Genomic DNA, 21,358 nt, shown 5'->3' on the forward strand with positions numbered 1-21,358 from the left:
GTTCAATTAAGCGTGACTAGCAAAAAAAACTCTAGCTGCATTAATATCATCATGAATTTGTTTTATTAAAGCATCTACTGAAGGAAATTTAATCTCATCTCGCAGCTTGTGCAAGAAAAATACTTGTAAAATTTCCCCATATAGACTTTCATCAAAATCAAAAAGGTGAACCTCTAAAACATTTTTCGTTCCATCTAGGGTTGGCCTACTTCCAAGGTTTGCTACACCTGTCAACCACACATTCTTTCTTTTAACCTGGATACAGAATACGCCTTTTAATGGCAAAGCCAGTCTGTGGGTGCTTAGATTAGCCGTAGGAATTCCCCATTGCCTTCCTCGTCCATCGCCTCTTATAACTCGCCCACAAAGACTATAATCCCTACCCAACAATAAAGAAACTTGGGCGAGGTCATCATTCGCTAAAGCCGTTCTAATTTTTGTGGAACTTACTCTTTCACCTTCAATGGAAACGTCAGGAAATGTTTCAATCCAAGCCCCATAATCTTTAGCCACTTTCTCAATTAAATGGATATCACCTTGTCGCTGTCTGCCGAAACGAAAATCTTCACCGACCAACAAATATTTTACTTTCAATAGGGAAAAAAAATAACGTCGTGCAAAATCTTCCGCTTCCATTAAAGCAAGCTTTTTATTAAATTTTAAACAACAGACATAATCAACATTACATTGCTTAAGTGCTTCCAGCTTTTCGCGCAGTGTTGCCAGCCTTGCCGGCGCTTGCGAGCCACGAAAAAATTCACCAGGTTGCGGCTCGAATAATAAAACGACCATCGGTAATTGCATTCGGTCAGCCTCAAGACGTAATCTGGCTAACAATGCCTGGTGGCCACGATGTACCCCGTCAAAATTACCAATCGTTGCAACAGTGCCGTGTGAAAAATAAGGAGTGTTTTCTAATCCACGTAGCAGCTTCATGCGTTATTAATAGTAAAAAGAAATAATTATACCGAGTTTACAAGCAGATTGCGAAATTAATCTAGGTTATTCACCGAATGGTGTGATTTATCGCCTCCTCTTAATTCATTAAAATACTATTCTTTGGTATCTCTAGCCAATCGCCGGTGAATAACCACAAAAAATACTGGGACAAAGAAAATGGCGAGTACTGTAGCCGTAAACATTCCGCCCGCTACCCCAGTACCCACAGCATTTTGGGCACCCGAACCTGCCCCTGTACTCAACACTAAAGGTAGCACGCCGAAGATAAATGCCATCGAAGTCATTAAAATAGGGCGTAAACGCATCCGTGACGCTTCCAAAGTTGCTTCAATTAATCCCTTCCCTTCTTTTACCATTAAATCTTTGGCAAACTCTACTATCAAGATAGCATTTTTGGCCGATAAGCCGACGGTTGTTAACAATCCGACCTGAAAGTAAACATCATTGTTTAAGCCGCGGAAATAAGTTGCCAATAAGGCACCGATGACTCCTAAGGGAACCACTAGCATCACCGAAAAAGGAATAGACCAACTTTCATATAACGCTGCCAGGCATAAAAACACTACTATGAGGGAAATGGTATAGAGCAATGGGGCTTGAGCGCCTGATAATCGCTCCTGATAAGACATGCCAGTCCAGTCATAACCAATCCCTTTAGGTAATTTGGCAGCTAACTGTTCCATCAAATTCATTGCTTCACCAGTACTTTTCCCAGGAGCAGCTTCTCCAAGAATTTCCATAGATGGCAAGCCATTGTATCTTTCAAGACGAGGCGAGCCATATTCCCACTGCGATTCAGTAAATGCTGAAAAAGGTACCATCTGACCATCTTTTCCACGGATATACCAGGTCTTTATGTCATTAGGTAGCATACGGAATTTGGCATCAGCTTGCACATATACTTTTTTGACGCGCCCTCTGTCAATAAAATCATTGACGTAGGTACTACCGAGATTAGTGGCGATTGCCTGATTAATATCCGCTATAGAGACACCTAAGGTTTCAGCTTTTTCCTGATCAATTTTAAGTTTAAATTGTGGCGCATCCTCCAAACCGTTAGGCCGTACACGAACAAGTGTCTCAGGATGCTTGGTAACCATTCCTAAAAGTTGGTTTCGCGCTTCCGTCAACTTTTCATGCCCAAGATTTGCTCTATCGATTAGCTCAAAATCAAATCCTGTCGCTGTACCCAGTTCGATAATCGCAGGCAAGTTGAAAGGAAAAACTAGGCCGTCCTTGATTTTTGCGAAGGCTTTAGTTGCCCTGTTAATGATACTTTCGACTTTATTTTGGGATCCTTGCCTCTCATCCCAATTTTTTAAGGTAATAAAAGCAATACCATTATTTTGTCCTTGGCCATTAAAACCAAAGCCAACTACGGTAAAGATTGAAATAACATTATTTTTTTCTTGAGTGAGATAATAATCCGTGATCTGATCAGCTACTTTTTGCGTTCTCTGTTGCGTCGCTCCGGGAGGTAACTGAATCATAGTTAACAACATCCCTTGATCTTCCTCAGGCAAAAACGAAGAAGGCAATGTGAAAAACAAATAGCTCACCCCTAAAATAATTGCTAAATAAATAAGAAGATAACGTCCTGTTTGAAATAAAATTTTCTTAACGCCATCATGATAAAGATGCTGCGCGCGCTCAAAGTTACGATTAAACCAACCAAAAAATCCTTTCCGATGACTTACTTCGCTGGGTGACATCGGTTTTAGCATGGTGGCACACAATGCAGGCGTTAATATTAATGCAACGAGAACAGACAAAATCATTGCCGAGACAATGGTAATAGAGAATTGACGATAAATTGCACCCGTTGACCCTCCAAAAAAAGCCATCGGTACAAAAACCGCCGATAATACGGTTGCAATTCCCACTAAAGCGCCTTGAATTTGCCCCATAGAACGGCGGGTCGCCTCTTTGGGATTTAAGCCTTCTTCAACGATGACGCGCTCAACATTCTCAATGACTACAATTGCATCGTCAACCAGTAGGCCTATCGCCAATACCATGCCAAACATGGTAAGCGTATTAATGGTATATCCAAAAACCGCCAATATGGCAAAAGTTCCTAACAAAACAACAGGGATAGCTATCGTTGGGATTAACGTAGCACGAAAATTTTGAAGGAAAAGATACATCACTAAAAAAACAAGTATCATTGCTTCAAATAGCGTTTTTACGACCTCTTCAATCGAAATTTTTACAAAAGGCGTCGTGTCATAAGGGTAAACAATTTTGAAACCCGTTGGAAAAAAGGGCTCCATTTCAGCGAGTTTTTGCTTAATCGCTGCCGCAGTATCGATAGCGTTTGCGCCTGTCACAAGTTTTACACCCAAGCCTGCGGCTGGCTTTCCATTGTAACGAGAAATTGTAGTATAATTTTCACCACCTAGTTCTATGCGGGCCACATCACGCAAACGCACAAGTGAGCCATCTTTATTAACCTTTAATAAAATGTTGCCAAATTCTTCTGGGGTTCGTAAACGTGTTTGAGCAATAATCGGGGCATTTAGTTGCTGACCCTCTACAGCGGGTGTTCCCCCTAACTGTCCTGCTGCAACCTGGTTATTCTGTGCTCTTATCGCCAGAATTACGTCACCCGGTATTAGTTGATAATTATTTAGTTTATGAGGGTCTAACCAAACCCGCATTGCATATTGTGCACCAAATAATTCAACATCACCCACACCATTAAGACGGCTAACTGGATCCTGAATACTTGAAGCTATATAATCAGCAAGATCATATTGATCCATGCTTCCATCTTCTGAAATAGCGCCGATCACTAACAGATAACTGCTACTTGATTTTTTGACATTAATTCCTTGAGTCTGAACTTCCAGAGGGAGCCTAGGCATCGCCAATTGCAACTTATTCTGGACTTGAACCTGGGCAATATCCGCATTAGCACTTGCGTCAAACGTAAGCGTAATGGTCACCATACCTGAAGAATCGCTTTGAGCCGACATGTACATCAAGTTATCCAGGCCACTCATATTTTGTTCAATAACTTGAGTTACTGTATTCTCTACTGTTTGTGCATCAGCGCCAGGATAGGTTGCTTGAATTTCAATGGCTGGTGGTGCAACACTTGGGTATTGAGCTATCGGTAAATTAAAGATAGCAATAATGCCTGCCAAACTGACAAGAATTGCCAAAACCCAAGCAAAAATAGGTCTGTCTATAAAGAAATTAGACATCTTTTAACTTACCTTGTTTTCTTTGGTTGGATAGCAGCTGAATTGTCTTTTTCATCAGCCTTAACCTCAATGAATGTAACCGTCATACCCGGCTTAACCTTCATATGTCCAGATACGATAATTTTATCCCCTTCTTGCAAACCACTTGTAACAAGCCATTTATCGCCCACAGCCTGCACTGCTTTAACATCACGTAATACTACTTTGCTATTGGCATCAACGACTAAGGCAGTGGCGTCGCCACGAGGATTACGCGTAATCCCCTGCTGCGGAGCAAGAATTGCTTTTTCTTTCACGCCCTCTTTTAAACGGGCACGAACAAACATACCAGGAAGAAGCTCATTTTTGGGATTAGGGAAAATAGCCCGTACAGTAATTGTTCCTGTCGTTTCATCAACAGTGACATCGGAAAACTCCAGGGTACCCTTTTCATTATAAAGCGTGCCATCTTCCAGGATTAATTCAACTGCCACATTATCCTTGCTTTTTTTAAATGTCCCTTGGGCGTAATCTCGCCTTAGGCGCAAAAAATCTGTAGTTGATTGAGTCACATCAACGTAAATAGGGTTAAGTTGTTGAACCGTAGCTAAAGGGGATGTCTGATTTTCCGTCACCAAAGCACCTTCAGTAACATTTGATCTACCAATGCGCCCGCTAATAGGAGAAATAACTTTCGTATAAATAAGATTAATGTGAGCAGTTTTTAAAGAAGCCTTGGCCGCTATTACTGTTGCATCAGCCTGTTTGGCATTGGCAACGGCAGTATCATAATCCTGACGGCTTACAAATTTGGATCCCAACAAAGGTTTATAGCGTTTTACTGTTAGATGGGTAATTTCTGCGTCCGCTTCGGCTTTTGCCAAATCCCCCTGGGCACTATCATAAGCGGCTTGATAGGGGGCAGGATCAATTTGGTATAAGGATTGACCTTCCTGTACATCACTCCCTTCAATAAATTGTCGTTTTAGTATAATACCACTCACCTGCGGTCTTACTTCCGCTACGCGAAAAGGACGAGTTCGCCCTGGTAGTACTGCTGTTAAAATAAAAGGTTCAGCCTTTAATGTTACAACACCCACCTCGGGCACGGTTGGTTTTGATTCTTTTTTGTCACTGCAACTGAAAAGTAGAAGCGATGTACTAATGAATAGTATTTGAATGACGCTACTTTTTATATTCATCGCCTCTAGGGTTCCTGTCTTCAATCCACTTATACATTTTCTTAACTATAGCATTAGAACAGTCAATTTGGAGTACAACGCAAGTTTATTATTAGATAGCAAAAAAATACTAATAGTTGGGGTAAAGGCTATGTAAAGTCCACCTTTGCGCTCGCAACAACTCCATAAAAAATCTGTCCTCTTAAATGAGATGCTCACGATAGCTACACGAATCTAATAGTATTAATCTATCGACAAATAACTTTAAACAAGTAAAAATGAAAACCCATCTATTTTAAAGGATTATTATGAAATTATATTTTACAAAAGGAGCCTGTTCTCTTGCGGTGCGAATTCTTATCAATGAACTTGGTGTTGAATGTGAATATGAATCAGTCAATCTAAAAACGAAACGCACTGAAGAGGATCAAGATTACTTACAAATTAACCCTAAAGGTGCCGTACCAGCTCTGGAATTGGAAGATGGACAAATACTTACTGAAAATGCTGTAGTTCAACAGTATTTGGCTGACAAATTCAATAACCGAGAATTGCTGGCACCTGTGGGCGACTTTAAACGCTATCGAATTCTTGAGTGCATGAATTTCATCACTACAGAATTGCACAAAAATTTTTCAAATTTATTTAATTCTACCATTCCTCAGGAAATGAAGGAGAAAGTGTATATTCCACTCATCAAAACAAAATTAGGATTTATTGACAAGCAATTAAAATACCCTTATCTCATGGGTGAGCAATTTACGCTACCTGATGCTTATATGTTTGTCATGTTGATGTGGGCAAAAAACTATAAGATTGACTTGACAAGATGGGATCACTTACCCCGTTACTTTGCGACCTTACAGAAGCGTCCCGCTATTATAAAATCGCTTGAAGAAGAAACGCTGGAAATTGCTTAAAAATTTATGCCTACCTCTCATGAAAGTTAGTTGGGCCAAGGCCCAACTAACTTTCAATTAATCAACCTTGGGTCGAACAATAAGAACATCACATTCGGCGCCATGCAAAATAGCGTTTGCTGTTGAGCCCAAAAGAAGCGCCAACCCATGTTTTCCGTGGCTTCCAGTAACAATTAAATCAATTTTCTTTTCTTTAGCGACGCGCAAAATTTCATTTTTAGTAGAACCAAATTCAATCATGCAATGTGCACTGTCGACACCGAGTTTTTTTGCTAAAGCTGCTAATTCTTTTTCAGCCTGCTCCCGAATTGAAACTTCAACCTCAGCAAATCCGGCAAAACCAGGATACGCATAAGCAGGAATGGGCTCGACCACATGGACTAAGAGTAAATCCGCTCCATTTTCGTCAGCAATTTTTTTCGCTTTATGAGCTGCTTTTATCCCTACCTCATCAAAATCTGTCGCGAATAACACTCTTTTGTACATAACTCTCTCTCCTTGACCACATCAGTTCTAAATAGTGTAAAATTCTATTTTCCATAACTAGCAGTTTACTATAAAATTTGTTTCTCTTAAATTCAAATTACTTGAATTATAGGACAGGGCAAAAGCATACTCCATTCAAATAACTAAGTTATTATCTCTGTTTCTAAAAAGTTCTTTATTCGGGACAATACCATCATTCTGAACAAATGAAGAATTCCAATAAGTATTTCCTATGTTTAAGGAGGGGATCCTTCGCTATGCTCAGGATTGACGTGAAATAACACATGAGGCATGAAATATCTCAGACACCGTTAAATAGTCCACGATGACGCAAACTAATTCAGAAGATGATGTGAATTTCATGTTGAGGTAATTTTGTGCATATGGGCGGTATTAAATTAAGTCAAAATAGTGTAATCTTGTCCTGGATTATTAAGAAATTAGGGGTGCCCTTTTAAGACGAACTTCATATTTGTCTCGAAAGGGCTGAGAAAATACCCATTGAACCTGTTCGGGTAATGCCGTCGTAGGGATAATTTATGTTTTTAGATGTCTTAGGAACTGTAGCCTCCTTATTGGCTACTTATTATTTTATTCAAATCAGCAATAGAGCATGGCCTGTTAGCCTGTTAGCAACCTTAGTTAACGGTTCACTATATTGGCAAAAGGGAATTTATGCAGACATGGCGCTTGAGTCAGTTTATTTTTTAAGTACTTGCTACGGTTGGTATTTGTGGCGAAACCCAACCACCAGTACTACTCAAGTGATTACCAGATTAACACCAAAGCAGTGGTTAACACTTGTAAGCAGCACGTTTACTCTTTTTTTGCTAATTTTAAACTTACTTAACTTTTTCACCCCTTCGGATATAGCAATTCTCGACAGTCTGACAACCGCATTAAGTTTGGCTGCACAATGGTTAATGTGTTACAAGAACATAACAACATGGATTTTCTGGTTTTTTACAGATGCAATTTACAGCTATATGTATTTTCAAAAACAACTGCCATTTCATAGTATGTTAATGCTTTTGTATACAATAATGGCCATTATAGGTTATCGCACCTGGGCTAAGCAGCAAGATAAAACGCCACTTAGCCTGAATAAAAATCAATTACCCCAGAGCTGCAAGCCCTGATGTGGAACGAATCCAGGGTTTATATTGGGTGAGATTAGTAGGTAAACTGCTGGCAGCCTGCTGTGCTTGTTCAAAACGACCAAATTCTCCCATTGTCAGCACATACCAATTGATGCCTTGCCGTTTAGCAAGGCGAATTTTTGTATTCGTTAAATGATGACTGTTTATAAAACGTTTGATATCTTCAAGGTTCTGGCTTGCCAATAATTGTACAGTATATTGTCCACGTGGGATTTCATACTTCGATGCTTTTGAGGCGATCGCCATGTTCGTGGGAGAAAAAGCAGGCTCCAGCAGGGGTTTGGGCGCCTCTCGGATTGACACAACATCTCTTTCTAAATTAGCAACTGGCTGTGTAGGAGGAAGTTCTTTCCCAATAGCTTTTGGAATAACTAAAACCCTATCCATTACCACCAGTGAACTATTTTCTTGGCCTTCTTCATCGAGAACCACTTCCATCGCACGTTTTAAAGGTGATGGCTGTGTATCCTGTCTTATAGCTGAAATGGTTAAGGCAGGAATATAACTTTCCATGCGTTCGCTATAACTGGGTATTTGACTAATTAAAGCGGATTCCTCACCCGATATTTGCGGTACTGTTGCGAGTTGTGAAGGTAATTGTTGATCGACAGCAATCAACATCTCAGGTTTTTTTTGAGGATAGTTTTTCTTATTTATCAATAAATCCTGGTTTTGCCAAATGTATACTGAAGCCAATAAGGCTACTGCACAGGTTGCCCCTAGACCAATGTATTTTGAATGGGAAGACCTCTGCAAATCTTTAGAACGAAGTGATTCAGGACAAAAATAACTCATCATTTGTTTATTGATGCGCGCAATATTACCACCAGTTAATTGATAAAATTGCTCTAATCTTTTATCAGACATGGTGAGGTCGATACGTTTTGGTGAAGAAAGTTTACTTAATACATAAGTCTTGGTTTCCATCTCTGTTAAAGCACCTGGCTCTATGCGATGAATTAAATTGTCCAAAGAAGCAGCTTCTAGTTTATTTAAGCTGGCTACCAGTGAAAAATCAGAAACCAAACAAAGATGAAAAAAGCATTGCTCCCCTTGCTGTTTTAATTCTGTTAAGAGTTCATATAAGAAATTATCTGCCACATGCTGCGCATCGTCAATAATAACGACAACATGCGCTTTTCTTTCATTAACTTGCTGTATTAGATTTGCAAAAGAAAGTTCCGTATCAGTTCGCAAATGCAGTAACGTTGCTAGTTGGGCTAATACGTCAGTTTGAGAGAAAGGCGGCGTTGCTTTTAGTAGATGGGACTTTATTTGAGAATCCAGACTAGTTTGCAGCAACTCACAAAAAGTTGTTTTTCCTCCGCCTTCTTCCGTTAAAACTGTTATTAAGGCATTGTTAAATAAAATCAAGTGATTGATAAAATCAATTTTGGTAAGCCAGGCGCTTGGTTTAAAGATGTTTTGGCTGCTTGCTGTTTCTTTATTTTCTGATTCTTGCACTGAGTTTTGCATCGGTTAATCTCCTTCAACTGCAGCTTGCAATATTGAGCGCAACAAGTCTTCTGATACCTTATCTTCAATGTAACAATTTCCTGGTGCTCTCATTAATATGAAGTGCAAATTTTTGTTTTTTATTTTTTTATCCTGGGCCATTGCTGTACGCAAGCGATCAAGATCGATATCTTTTGGAATTCGTCGTGGCAATTTAGCCTTTAACAACATCTTATCAACTAAATCAACTGTTCTTCTATCAAGTTGAGCGCACTGTTCCGAAAGTAGTGCAGCGCAATAAAGTCCAATCGCCACTGCTTCACCATGTAACCATCGATTATATTGAGTATACGCTTCAAGTGCATGCGCAAAAGTATGTCCCAGATTTAGAAAAGCACGCAGACCACTTATTTCCTGTTCATCCTGCTCAACATAATCTCCCTTAATCCGACAACAGTAGCCAATGACAGTTGCCAGATCAGGGGAACTGTTCATTCCATCTTGCAAGACATTGTACACCAGTTCAAGAAACTCGCCCCCTGCCAGCAACGCATATTTAATAATTTCAGCGAATCCGGCACGAAACTCACGATCTGGCAAAGTATTTAATGTATTTAAATCAATAATTACTGCAGCAGGTTGATGAAAACTGCCAATCATATTTTTGGCAAAGGGGTGATTGATAGCTGTTTTACCACCGATGGAAGCATCAACCTGCGCTAACAAGGTCGTAGGTATTTGTAAAAATCTTACCCCTCGCTGATACGTTGCCGCAGCAAAACCAGTAATATCACCAATTACACCACCGCCCAAGGCGATTAAAGTTGTATCTCGATGATGACGCTTTGCAATTAATGTATCGTAAATAACAAATAAACTTTGCTGATTTTTAAACTCTTCGCCATCTTGAAGAACAACTACATCACACTGTTTATCCGCAAATGCTATTTGTAAATAACTAAGGTAAAGCGATGCAATCTTTTCGTTGGTTACTATAAGAACCTGCTCGCCCGCTAAATAACGATTCAGTATTTCCTTATCATTTAGAGCATTATACCCTATAAGAATAGGATACGCCTGACTCGGTAAATGAATTACTACTTCCTTATATAAGTCAAACTTCGCCATAAATGTATTTTATAATATTATTTGCTACAGCTTTGACAGTTAATTTATCCGTTTCAAAACTGATGTCAGCCAACTCATCGTAAAATGGCTCTCGCTCATCCCGCAGCATTTCTAATCGGCTTTCCAAGTCTTCAGTTTGCAGCAAAGGTCGTTTAGTATCTCGTTTAGTACGTTCATATTGCTGCTGTAAAGATGTTTTTAGATAAATAACCGTTCCTCGTCCTGCTAGAGCATTACGGTTTTCAGGTGTCATTACCACACCACCACCAGTTGCCAACACAATATTTGTTTTTTGCGTTAATTCGTCAATTACTTTTTGCTCTCGACGGCGAAAACCTTCTTCTCCCTCAATGTCAAATATCCAAGAGATGTCAGCCCCTGCACGCTCTTCTATTACTTCGTCAGAATCATAGAACTCAAGTTTGAGCTCTTTTGCCAAAGTACGGCCTATTGTGCTTTTACCTGCTCCCATCGGCCCTATTAAAAATATGTTTCGTACTTTAACTATGCTCATTTTTAATTACACACCCCTTCAACTGAGACATGAGAGAAACACCCATGTACATGATTAAACATAGTACACTCCAGAAAAATTAATGATATTTTTCTAATCGCCTACCAAATTTCGTTAATTTTACACCTCTCATCCCGTATTGCTTTTGGTTGCTAAAGGATTTTAACGACAAATTGTTTGATATTATCCTAGGAGTAATGAAAATGAGCAACTCCTCATTTCTTGTTGATAAAGAACGACTCCTGAATAAGTTCCTCACAACCGGCAAATTACCTAGGAAAGGTGTTCGATTAATTTCATTATTTTTATCTTGTTTATAGATACCCCCCAAGACAATTGTACGACCATTCTCTACCAAAACACTCGTTTGAATTTCTTTTGTCAGAATTGTAGGTACACCATTAAAAACTTTTGGAGACGGTATATCCTGATTAATTTTTAGATCCATTAAAATCTTACTATCCGGGGTAATTTGCGGCGTCACTTTTAAACTTAACACCGCTTTTTTAAATGCCACGGCGGTTGCTCCACTTGAAGTAGCTTCCTGATAGGGGATTTCTTCCCCTGATTCAATTAACGCTGGCTGTTGATTGGTTGCTATCAACCTAGGACTGGATATTACTTCTCCCCGCCCTTCACTTTCAAGTGCTGATAATTCCAAATCCAAAAGTATATGATTACTCAGTTTAGCTAATGCTATTCCTACTGACACAGGCGAAGCTGTTGTAGGCAAACTCTCAAAATCAAAGTTTAAGCGGTCTGTTAATGAGATAGCTGCGGTCTCTGAATTTTTTTGGGAGGAGTCATATTTTTTTAAAGTTTTCAGGTGCGCTGGCCTTGCCACTGCAAACCGCAATCCTAAATCTTGAGCAAATTCTTTCGTAACATTCACAATACGGGCTTCAATTAACACTTGTTTTACTGGAATATCAAGTTGTTCAATGAGTTTTCTCATCATTTTTAATCGATTACCGCTGTCTTGCACCCATAAACTGTTGGTTCTTACATCAACGGCAATTCGACCTCGAGTTGATAAAAAAGCCTCACTTTTTTCTTGTAAAACATTAGCAATATCAGTCGCTTTCGCATACTTAATTCGAAATAACAACGATTGTAATGGTTTAAATTTATTCGTTTCCAACTCTGCCTGCCGAATTTTTTTCTCGCGGTTAGTAAATTCTTCTGCAGGTGCGATAAATAAAGTATTACCCATGCGTTGTTTCTCTAAAGATTGGGTTGTTAAAATAATACTCAAAGCTTGATTCCAGCTTACATCATTTAAACTCAATGTAATTTTACCTGTTACTGTATCACTTACAACCATATTTGTTCCAGTAAATTCCGCCAATAACTGTAAAACAGCCCTTACCTCAATATCTTGAAAATTTAAAGAAATCCGCTTGTCGCTTAATTTACTTTTGCTAATTCTATCTTTTGTTACACTTTCTATTTCGCTTTTTAATGTTGGGTGTGGTGAAATAGTTTGAGCTATACCAATCATGTTGAAAAGAATTAGGAGACATAAGGTGATGAGCATTTTATGCAATTTCAACTCCTATCCTTATTTTTTAAAAGTATCTTAACAATATGTTGTTGCCACTTTCCTTTTGAATAATAGTGTGTTTTGAATAACAATACTTCGTTCTTAATTTTAATTAATTCTACATTTTCTTTTCCGATATGATCACCTGGCTTGACGACCAGGACTTTTCCATTAGGTTCCTTCACCAATACCCAACTTTTTGATGAGGAATGCAATAAACCAACAAACATTAAAGAATTAAACATGAATTTATTTAAAATTTGGTTTGAAGAGTTTTCGTCACCTTCTCTATTTTTTTCTGCACCGTAAATAAAGGGATTTCTTTTATTGGTTAATGGATAACTAAATTTTTCTAGCGACTTGTATAAAGGAGTATCTTCATGAAACACGGTTTTCCTATTTTTTATCATCTGAAAATAGTGGGTTAACTTATAATCAGCATCACTACAAGAGGTCGTCATTAAAGCAAATGCGATTAGCATCATTGTTTTTTTAAAAATCATTTTACTGGTAATCGGTAAAGTTTAAGCGTAACTTTCATTAATAATTGGCCAGATGATTTTTGAATTTTATCAACTGGTATTTTTGTTATTTTAAAATCCCCAAAGGTGATTAAATAAGGAAGTTGAGTTACTTTACTCAAGAAAATTGCTAATTGTCTGTAATGCCCTGATATCATTAAATGAATGGGTAACTCAATATAAGAATTATGTTTTATTTCACGCACTGGTGCGAAAAAATTTACAATTAATTGATTAGATTTTGCCAGATTAAAAATTTCTTGCGGTAAAAAAGAGATATCTTTCTTGTCAGAAAATAGCTTAAATATCTTATTTAAGGTTGTATTAAGCTTTTCTCTCTGTTTTTTATAATTATCGATAGTTGCAACCACGCTTTGCTTTTTTTCAAACTCCGCTTTTAACTTTATTTCTTGAGCCTTTAATGCATAATATTGTTTTTTTGCTTCACTAATAAATAAAAAATAGTTAATACCAAACATTAAAATGACAACTAACATTGTAATTAAATATTTATTTAATATTATCCATTCGGCAAATACTTGAACAGTTACTTCCTTATATTTTTTACTCAAGACCATTTTGAATTTCCATATCAGCTTGCATTTTAAATCGGTTGGATTCCTCTTGATCATGTCTTTTAACTATCTCAACTAACTTGGCATTTGATACCCATCTGTTCCTTGTTATATTCCTCATCATTTTTCCAATATCAACGTGATTTTTTGATTGACCTTTAATAATCATTTTATTGTTTTTTAACTCCACCAAAATTAAACGAATATTATCTGGGGTTTCTTTTGATAAACAATCAAAAAAACGAATTACAATGACGGGATTATTTTGCATTTTCAACAAGTTTATAATACTTTCTTTTATTGACCTTATATCGCTTTTTATTTTTGATATTTCTCTAATCTTTTCATTTAATAAATTGATCTCATTCTTCAGTAAATAGCTTCTATTGATTTGATTTGTTAAAATATTTTTCACCAGAAAATTGACTATAACGATGAAAGATAAAGCAACAAAAAAGCCAAGAGTTATTACGAGTTTAAATTTTCTTTTACCTTCTATTTTTCTTAACCTTCGCCATGGAAGTAAATTAATCTCAGTCATGGCTGAACTTGCAATCCTCTAAGTGCCAACCCACAAGCTACTAATAAAGACGGTGCTTTTTCGATAACTTGACGAGAGCAAATAGGGGCGGAATAGAGCATTTCCGCAAAAGGATTAGCAATAGAAACGTTAATCTTCACTTTATCTGGCAACCGTTGACAAAGTTTCATTAATAATTCTCTTTCTCCTGCTAAAAAAAGATGCTCAATAGATTCCGTTGCATGTGTAGAATAAAAAAACTGTAGGGTTTTCTTTATTTGACGAATTATAATTTCCAGATTTTCAATTGTGGTGATGGAACTGGATTGATAGTGAGCATTCCAGCCCGTTAAAGACTCCTTCCTATTCAACAAATTCTGCTGTAAAGCCAACGTTGCAATCCATTGGTTATTCCCTAAACTTTCCTCGTGTATAAAAATTATCTTATTTTCTTTTATTACATACAATTGAATCTTTAATAACACAATTTTTAAAACAGCAATTGTTTTTTTCGTTTCGTGATGTTTAATTGATTTTGTAAGCAAAAAAATTATTCTTTCTAAAGCATTTGATTCTGGTTCGATGACTTGCGCAGATAATCCCGCACATCTCATTGCTTCACTACGCTGATTAACCTGCTCTGCCCTGCATGCAGTAATCAAAACATCCTTTTTTTCCTTATTTTTTATGGATAGTCCTTTTATTACATAATCCAGATTGACTTCGTGCAAAGGGTAATTAAATTGTTTGGCTGCTTCTAAATAAACGGCTTCCTCAATTCTTTCTTCAGATAAATTCGCGTTAATTTGAACCAATTTATTCACAATCGCCGAATCGGGTATAGCCAACACGACTTGATTCCCTGACAACGACGTGGTCGATATAATTTTTTTTATACAATGTATAATGGCATCTATATTTTTAAATTGATTATCAATAACTGTATTAGGGGGCAATTTTTCTGTAGCAAAGCTCTCGATGCACCAATTATTTTCAATCTGCGAAATTTGTAAAATATTAATTTCTGATGGGGTTATATCCATGCCTACAACAGGGCGATGGCGTGATCGAAAACGCTTTAACACTGTATTTCCTTATTTGTTTATTGGACTTGTTGTTAAGTTGTTTTTATTCCTGCAACTTAAGCGCGACAATATAGCCTAACATTTAAGAAAAATAAACATTTTCCTTAATCAAAACATTCACTTTTGCATAGGCAACATTTTTTATGAGAGCGTTGCGAACAAAGTGAATAATTTTTGTCGGTTGAAAATTTGACGTATTAACTTTCACCTTACCCGTCTGTTCAACGCTTGCACTCATCGTTTTATTTACATATAGTGAATTAGCTAGGTTAGCACCCACTAATTGTAAATGTTAAAAGGAGTTACTATGTCACGTCTGCAAACTATCGTTTATTCCATAGCTCAAGTTATCGTGGAGTATGGCGAGCTTCAAAAAGTTAAAACAGAACCGTTAAAAACTTTGTTAAAAAAATCCCACTTAGACTTTATAGAAGCATTACAAACTATAATTAATGATGCTACTAAAGTATATGAAGATAGACTAAGTTTACTTAATTATTTGCTTTTTGAAATTAAGTTATTAAAACCATTAGTGGAACAACCTACGCTCGGTTTGGAAGAGTCAGAACTTATTAAACAAGAATTACAATCCTTTATTTTAACTATCTATAAATTAATTAAAACTTCTAAGTCTGAGAAAATTTCCGTTAATTACGATAACGAAAAGGTAGAGATTCCTGGCTTTATTCGAGGATTTACCGAGGGTTATTATCCTTGTGCTTCAGGTCAAATTATTAAAGAAAAGTTTGTTAAACCGCTTTTATTACAAGATCATGAAGAGTCTACTGTCAAAAGATTTGTAGAAAATCTCGTCACAGCACATCAGCGAGAAATAACCATCCCCAATGAAAATATCAGCTTAAAAGAAGAGCTGGTTCGTTTAACCCAAAAAATAGAAGAACTCGAAAGGAACAATTCAATCTTAGGTAGTGAAAATAAACAGTTGGGAAAAGAAAAAGAACAACTGTTTCTGGAGAAAGAACAGTTAATAACAGAAAAAAAAGAGAGTTGGGAAGCGCAACAAGCATTATTAGCCCAGGTAAGCGATTTAGAATCAGAAATGACAGCTCTAAGAAAAGAGATGGCTGTCTTGCGTGTTAAAGGGATGACAAAGCCCACTAACGTGCGCCCCTATCCTTTTTTTGGGGTGGTCCCCACAGGTTTGGCTACTCTACTGCCATCAACAGATGAAAGGAACAGCTCACCTACCTTTGGGTTTTCTTCACTTACGGATGAATAATCCTCTCCTCTTTTAATGCTAAATCCTCTACCCACCTCTAAAAATGCAGTCCAGTTCTACTTTCCGACGCCCCGCGGCTTTGTCCGCGGGCTCCCAAAATATGCGCTAAAACACTAGATCCCGCGGACAAATCGCGGGTGATGATATGATCAAGATTCAAGGGTAAGCAGGAATTTGATTACAAGACAGCTGATAAACAAAATTTTGTGCATATCTCGCATCAGTTTGCTTAAAATTTTAAAATTAACAGCCAACCTTCCAAATTGTCAAAAAATATCAAATAAAAGAGCAGAAGAAGTCGCCAAAAGCCATTAAATAGCGCTATAATCCGCAAATTATAGTAAATAAAATTTAAAATTATCAGATGAGAAAATCGGCATACTTTTGGCGTAAAGGCTTATGGGCTTTATTTAGTCTCTTTTTCCTCCTCATTGTGTGTGCAAGCTTCCTTTACCTTTACCTTGAAAGTCAGCTGCCTAACGTTGATTCTCTAAAAACCGTTAAACTTCAAGTTCCTTTACGTATTTATACACAAGACGGTTTACTCATTCAGGAATATGGGGAAAAAAGGCGAATACCCCTTAGCTATGAAGAAATTCCTCCTACACTTGTTCATGCCATTCTCGCCACTGAAGATCAGCGTTTTTTTGAACACCCAGGTGTTGATATTTTTGGTTTAGGTCGAGCCACCGTTCGCATGATCCAAACTGGCACCAAATCTCAAGGCGGTAGTACAATTACGATGCAGGTAGCTCGTAATTTCTTTTTAAGTCGAAAGAAGACTTTTTTACGCAAATTTAATGAAATTTTATTGGCGATCAAGATTGATCGTGAGCTAAGTAAGGAAAAAATCCTTGAACTCTATCTAAATAAAATATACTTAGGCAATCGTGCCTATGGTGTAGGTGCTGCGGCGGAAGTTTACTATGGAAAGCCGCTAAATGAACTGGATTTAGCAGAGTTAGCCATGATTGCAGGCTTGCCACAAGCCCCATCTACCCAAAATCCAATTGCTAATCCTCTTGCTGCCAAGAAGCGGCGCGATCATGTGTTAGAGCGTCTTTTAGAAGAAAAATATATTACAGAGAAACAATATCAAGAAGCTATTAATCAACCTATCACTGCCAAATACCATGGAACTAATATTGAAGTGAGTGCGCCTTATGTCGCAGAAATGATTCGCCAATCACTTTATGATCATTTTGGTCCCAAAGCGTATACGAAAGGTTATAAAGTTTATACGACTATCAAAGGTCCCCTACAAATCACAGCTAATAAAGTAGTGACTGAAAATCTTCTGGCTTATGATCGCCGTCATGGCTACAGAGGTCCAGTTGCCAAGATAAGCGGTGTCGATAGCAAGTCGCCTGACTCTATACACAAGCTGCTAGCGCAGTATCCTGTCATCGGTAGTCTTGAACCTGCTGTGATTTTAGCGGTAGGTGAAAAAGAAGCCATCGCAGCCACGCGGCATGGACGTAATTTTACCATTCCATGGGAAGGGTTATCCTGGGCAAGGCCGGCTCTTAAACATGGCTGGATGGGCAGAGCACCCACTAAAGCCCAGCAGGTAGTCGCTGTAGGTGATATTGTCTATGTCCATAATCAGGATAACCAATGGCGTCTGTCGCAAATTCCACAAGTCGAAGCTGCGTTAGTTGCCTTAAATCCCAATGATGGTGCACTGGAAGCACTCGTTGGTGGTTTTAATTTCCAGAAAAGTAAATTCAATCGAGCCACCCAATCTGAACGACAACCTGGCTCAAGTTTTAAACCGTTTGTTTATGCAGCAGCATTAAGCAAAGGTTATACGCTTGCAACGCTGGTGAATGATGCTCCCGTTGTAGTAGATGATCCAAGCCAGGCAAATTTATGGCGCCCTCATAATGTGAATCTAAAATTTAATGGTCCTACTCGTCTTAAAGATGCATTGGTTCATTCGCGCAATCTGGTTTCTATCCGAGTTTTAGATGATATTGGCTTTGATTATGCCATTGACTTTATTTCCCGCTTTGGTTTTCGTAAAGACAAATTGCCAAAGGCCTTATCGTTGGCTTTAGGAAGTTTATCAGTCAGTCCTTTAGAGTTGACTGCTGCTTATGCAGTTTTTGCCAATGGTGGTTTTCGTGTTGAACCTTATTTAATTGATCATATTACAGACAACAATGGGAACATTCTGCTGCAAGCCAAACCCTCTATAGCCTGTGAGAATTGTAAGTTGGATAAGGTTGATCCAGCTACGCTGGCTCCCAGAATCATTCCCGCCGATATTGCCTTTTTAATGAATACAGCACTTCAAGACGTAATCCAGCATGGGACAGCCCACGCTGCAAAAGTATTAAATCGCCCTGATTTAGCAGGGAAAACTGGGACAACGAATGATCAAGTTGATGCCTGGTTTTCTGGTTTTAACTCAGATTTAGTAGTAACCACCTGGATTGGCTATGATAATCCACAATCTTTACATGAATATGCTGCGGGTTTAGCATTACCCATGTGGATCGATTTCATGAAGGTCGCATTGGCTAACCTGCCCCAGAAAGAACTGCCTCAACCTGAGAACGTGGTTGCTGTGCGCATTGATCCAGTAACCGGTTTACTTGCTAAGAACAATCAACCCAATGCGATTATTGAATACTTCCGTGAACAAGATGTGCCAGGGACTGAATCATCTGCATCTGATGATACCGAAACATCCATGGAAGCAGACACCCAGGAGAATTTATTTTAGATGCGTTGATATTTTGATTGTTTTATTCTTTAAGCTAGCGGTGGGCTATGAAACGCATCCCACCTAACTTTCCTTTTGTAAATAGGTCAACGTAAAATGCGTAAGTTTCATCCCATTGCAAATAGTACTCTTCCCCAAATTTTTTAATCGTATGCTCTTTTAAACTTCGATACATTTTTAATCGTTCTACTAAAATATTCATCCAATGAATAGATAAATCCTCTTTTCTACTTAAGATAAAATTTCCGCGTTTAATTTCATTTTCATATTCATTCGCTGTAATTAAACCATAGCAGGCCATTTCTTGCTGGAGTCTTAATAACTCCTGTGACGTTAAATCGTTTGTAACAATAACATCAGTAAAACCTAACTTGCCTTCAGGTTTTAACACCCTTCTACATTCATTAAATAGAGATTTTTTGTCAGCAATATGTACCCAAGCTTCCTGCCCGATAATCCTATCAAATTGGTGATTTGAAAAAGGCATAGAAGTGGCATCACCTTGTTGAAACTTTACCAAATGACTTAAGCCACTTAATTCAGTAAGTTTAATTGCCGCCTCAATACGCGATTGAGTAATGTCTAAACCAAAAACCTGGCAACCATAATGATATGCTAAGTATCGAGACGCTCCTCCAACACCACATCCAATATCAAGTACGTGGTGATTTTGTTTAATATCAAGAGAGTGAGCCAATATATCAATTGCCTCAGAACCATCATAATGATCTTGATCAAAATCAGATAATTGTTCCTGAGTGATATTTTTCAACTGTTTGTACTTGTTTTCTAGACTGGAAGTGATTTGGTTATAATTAATTGGGTGTAAATCGTAAAATTGAATAATTTTATTGTGCATTTATCAAAACCTCAGCGAGATAATTATCTCTTGCACTCTACTGGGAGAGTAAAAAGAGATAAATTATCTCTAATATAATATAACTATAATTTTATATCATATTTATTCTCTAAGTTAATTGTTTACGGATAACCACAAGGTTTTCATTTACACAATTAACTTGCTAAGGCCTCCGCAGCTTCAATGTATTCATAACCAAGATCGCGAGCTACAGCTTCGTAGGTAATCATACCTTTATGGACATTCAATCCATTGAGTAGATGCCCATCACTAAGTAATGCCAATTTAATACCTTTGGTCACCAAACTGATCACGAAAGGTAAAGTGGCATTATTGAGTGCAAATGTTGAGGTTCTAGGAACAGCACCGGGCATATTCGCCACACAATAATGCACTACATTATCAACCACATAAGTAGGTTCCTGGTGTGTAGTTGGCTTACTTGTTTCAAAACACCCCCCTTGGTCAATTGCCACGTCTACAACGACTGAACCCGGCCTCATGGATTTTAACATTGCTCTTGTAACTAACCTTGGCGCTGCAGCTCCTGGCACTAAAACAGCGCCAATCACTAAATCCGCCTCCTTTACATAGTGTTCAAGAGACTCCACCGTTGCATAAATCGTATTTAATTTGGAACCAAACTGAAAATCAAGTTCACGCAAACGAGAAAGAGACTTATCAATTACGATAACACGTGCCTCCATACCCATAGCCATGCGTATCGCATTACTACCTACAACACCACCACCAATTACAACCACATTAGCAGGTGCGACTCCAGGTACCCCTCCTAATAAAACCCCACTACCTCCTTGGGCCATTTCCAGACAGTGGGCTCCAGCTTGAATTGACATACGCCCAGCTACCTGAGACATAGGGGTTAGTAAAGGTAGTCCCCCATCATTTTGTGTTACGGTTTCATAGGCAATTGCCGTTGCACCAGATTCTTTAAGAAGTCGTGTTTGCAGTGGATCCGGTGCTAAATGCAAATAGGTGAATAATGTTTGTCCTTCTCGCAGGCGTTTGCATTCGATAGGCTGAGGTTCTTTCACTTTAACGATTAACTCAGCACGCTCAAACACTTCATCTGCAGTAGCAACTATCTCTGCACCAGCAGTTATGTATTGTTCATCACTTATCCCAATACCTAAACCCGCTCCTTTTTCCACCAACACATGGCTACCTGCTCTTATAATTTCTCGAACACTTCCGGGAATAAGGCCGACCCGATTCTCTTGAGGTTTAATTTCTCTTGGAACACCTACAAACATAATTTTTTCCTTATAAAG

The 21,358-nt window shown here is 38.1% G+C and carries 18 protein-coding genes and 1 riboswitch; of the genes, 4 read left to right on the forward strand and 14 right to left on the reverse strand.

Annotated features, from left to right (window positions below):
• Positions 1 to 6: 6 nt before the first annotated feature.
• The 3 genes from ribF to Ljam_RS06725 all read right to left on the reverse strand — a co-directional run bounded on the left by ribF (position 7) and on the right by Ljam_RS06725 (position 5,350).
• Positions 7 to 936, reverse strand: a complete 930-nt coding sequence (gene ribF / locus Ljam_RS06715; protein ID WP_058449351.1) for a bifunctional riboflavin kinase/FAD synthetase — start codon at positions 934 to 936, stop codon at positions 7 to 9.
• Between the two features lie 116 nt (positions 937 to 1,052).
• Positions 1,053 to 4,169, reverse strand: coding sequence for an efflux RND transporter permease subunit (locus tag Ljam_RS06720; RefSeq protein WP_058449352.1), 3,117 nt, complete (start codon positions 4,167 to 4,169; stop codon positions 1,053 to 1,055).
• Positions 4,170 to 4,177: 8 nt separating this feature from the next.
• On the reverse strand, positions 4,178 to 5,350 hold the full coding sequence (locus tag Ljam_RS06725) for an efflux RND transporter periplasmic adaptor subunit (protein WP_058449353.1): 1,173 nt from the start codon (positions 5,348 to 5,350) through the stop codon (positions 4,178 to 4,180).
• A 287-nt stretch (positions 5,351 to 5,637) separates the two neighbouring features.
• Here Ljam_RS06725 and gstA point away from each other — a divergent pair, with 287 nt between their 5' ends.
• The gene (gene gstA, locus Ljam_RS06730) at positions 5,638 to 6,249 is read left to right on the forward strand and encodes a glutathione transferase GstA (RefSeq protein ID WP_058449354.1); all 612 of its coding nucleotides are present in this window, start codon (positions 5,638 to 5,640) and stop codon (positions 6,247 to 6,249) included.
• 57 nt (positions 6,250 to 6,306) lie between these two features.
• Here gstA and Ljam_RS06735 read toward each other — a convergent pair whose 3' ends face one another.
• Positions 6,307 to 6,735, reverse strand: coding sequence for a universal stress protein (locus tag Ljam_RS06735; RefSeq protein WP_058449355.1), 429 nt, complete (start codon positions 6,733 to 6,735; stop codon positions 6,307 to 6,309).
• A gap of 432 nt (positions 6,736 to 7,167) precedes the next feature.
• A riboswitch (TPP riboswitch) is annotated at positions 7,168 to 7,286 on the forward strand.
• On the opposite strand from Ljam_RS06735, the gene pnuC reads away from it, so the two are divergent.
• A complete protein-coding gene (gene pnuC / locus Ljam_RS06740) occupies positions 7,275 to 7,874 on the forward strand; it encodes a nicotinamide riboside transporter PnuC (protein ID WP_058449356.1) in 600 nt (199 codons plus the stop codon). (Overlaps the previous riboswitch by 12 nt.)
• On the opposite strand, the gene Ljam_RS06745 is transcribed toward pnuC, so the two are convergent.
• The 8 genes from Ljam_RS06745 to pilM all read right to left on the reverse strand — a co-directional run bounded on the left by Ljam_RS06745 (position 7,851) and on the right by pilM (position 15,236).
• Positions 7,851 to 9,371, reverse strand: coding sequence for an AAA family ATPase (locus Ljam_RS06745; RefSeq protein WP_058449357.1), 1,521 nt, complete (start codon positions 9,369 to 9,371; stop codon positions 7,851 to 7,853). The genes pnuC and Ljam_RS06745 overlap by 24 nt on opposite strands.
• Positions 9,372 to 9,374: 3 nt before the next feature.
• Entirely contained in the window at positions 9,375 to 10,478 is a 1,104-nt protein-coding gene (gene aroB, locus Ljam_RS06750; RefSeq protein ID WP_058449358.1) for a 3-dehydroquinate synthase, read from the reverse strand.
• Positions 10,465 to 10,992, reverse strand: coding sequence for a shikimate kinase AroK (aroK, locus tag Ljam_RS06755; protein WP_045106431.1), 528 nt, complete (start codon positions 10,990 to 10,992; stop codon positions 10,465 to 10,467). Before aroK ends, aroB begins: the two co-directional genes overlap by 14 nt.
• 79 nt (positions 10,993 to 11,071) lie before the next feature.
• Positions 11,072 to 12,544, reverse strand: coding sequence for a type IV pilus secretin PilQ (locus tag Ljam_RS06760; RefSeq protein WP_058449359.1), 1,473 nt, complete (start codon positions 12,542 to 12,544; stop codon positions 11,072 to 11,074).
• Positions 12,541 to 13,038, reverse strand: a complete 498-nt coding sequence (locus Ljam_RS06765) for a pilus assembly protein PilP (protein ID WP_058449360.1) — start codon at positions 13,036 to 13,038, stop codon at positions 12,541 to 12,543. Before Ljam_RS06765 ends, Ljam_RS06760 begins: the two co-directional genes overlap by 4 nt.
• A complete protein-coding gene (locus Ljam_RS06770; protein ID WP_058449361.1) occupies positions 13,035 to 13,634 on the reverse strand; it encodes a type IV pilus inner membrane component PilO in 600 nt (199 codons plus the stop codon). Before Ljam_RS06770 ends, Ljam_RS06765 begins: the two co-directional genes overlap by 4 nt.
• A complete protein-coding gene (locus Ljam_RS06775) occupies positions 13,621 to 14,172 on the reverse strand; it encodes a PilN domain-containing protein (protein ID WP_058449362.1) in 552 nt (183 codons plus the stop codon). The genes Ljam_RS06770 and Ljam_RS06775 overlap by 14 nt, the downstream gene beginning before the upstream one ends.
• Complete coding sequence (gene pilM / locus Ljam_RS06780) at positions 14,169 to 15,236, reverse strand: type IV pilus biogenesis protein PilM (RefSeq protein WP_058449363.1); 1,068 nt, start codon at positions 15,234 to 15,236, stop codon at positions 14,169 to 14,171. The genes Ljam_RS06775 and pilM overlap by 4 nt, the downstream gene beginning before the upstream one ends.
• A gap of 307 nt (positions 15,237 to 15,543) precedes the next feature.
• Here pilM and Ljam_RS06785 point away from each other — a divergent pair, with 307 nt between their 5' ends.
• Together Ljam_RS06785 and Ljam_RS06790 are read left to right on the forward strand one after the other, a co-directional pair.
• Positions 15,544 to 16,476, forward strand: coding sequence for a hypothetical protein (locus Ljam_RS06785; RefSeq protein WP_058449364.1), 933 nt, complete (start codon positions 15,544 to 15,546; stop codon positions 16,474 to 16,476).
• Positions 16,477 to 16,840: 364 nt separating this feature from the next.
• Complete coding sequence (locus Ljam_RS06790; RefSeq protein WP_058449365.1) at positions 16,841 to 19,207, forward strand: penicillin-binding protein 1A; 2,367 nt, start codon at positions 16,841 to 16,843, stop codon at positions 19,205 to 19,207.
• Between the two features lie 34 nt (positions 19,208 to 19,241).
• Here the strand turns inward: Ljam_RS06790 and Ljam_RS06795 are convergent, their stop codons facing one another.
• On the reverse strand, positions 19,242 to 20,066 hold the full coding sequence (locus Ljam_RS06795) for a class I SAM-dependent methyltransferase (protein WP_058449366.1): 825 nt from the start codon (positions 20,064 to 20,066) through the stop codon (positions 19,242 to 19,244).
• Between the two features lie 155 nt (positions 20,067 to 20,221).
• Entirely contained in the window at positions 20,222 to 21,340 is a 1,119-nt protein-coding gene (ald, locus tag Ljam_RS06800) for an alanine dehydrogenase (protein WP_058449367.1), read from the reverse strand.
• Between the last annotated feature and the right edge of the window lie 18 nt (positions 21,341 to 21,358).

The sequence above is a fragment of the Legionella jamestowniensis genome (assembly GCF_001467745.1).
Lineage (GTDB): Bacteria > Pseudomonadota > Gammaproteobacteria > Legionellales > Legionellaceae > Tatlockia > Tatlockia jamestowniensis.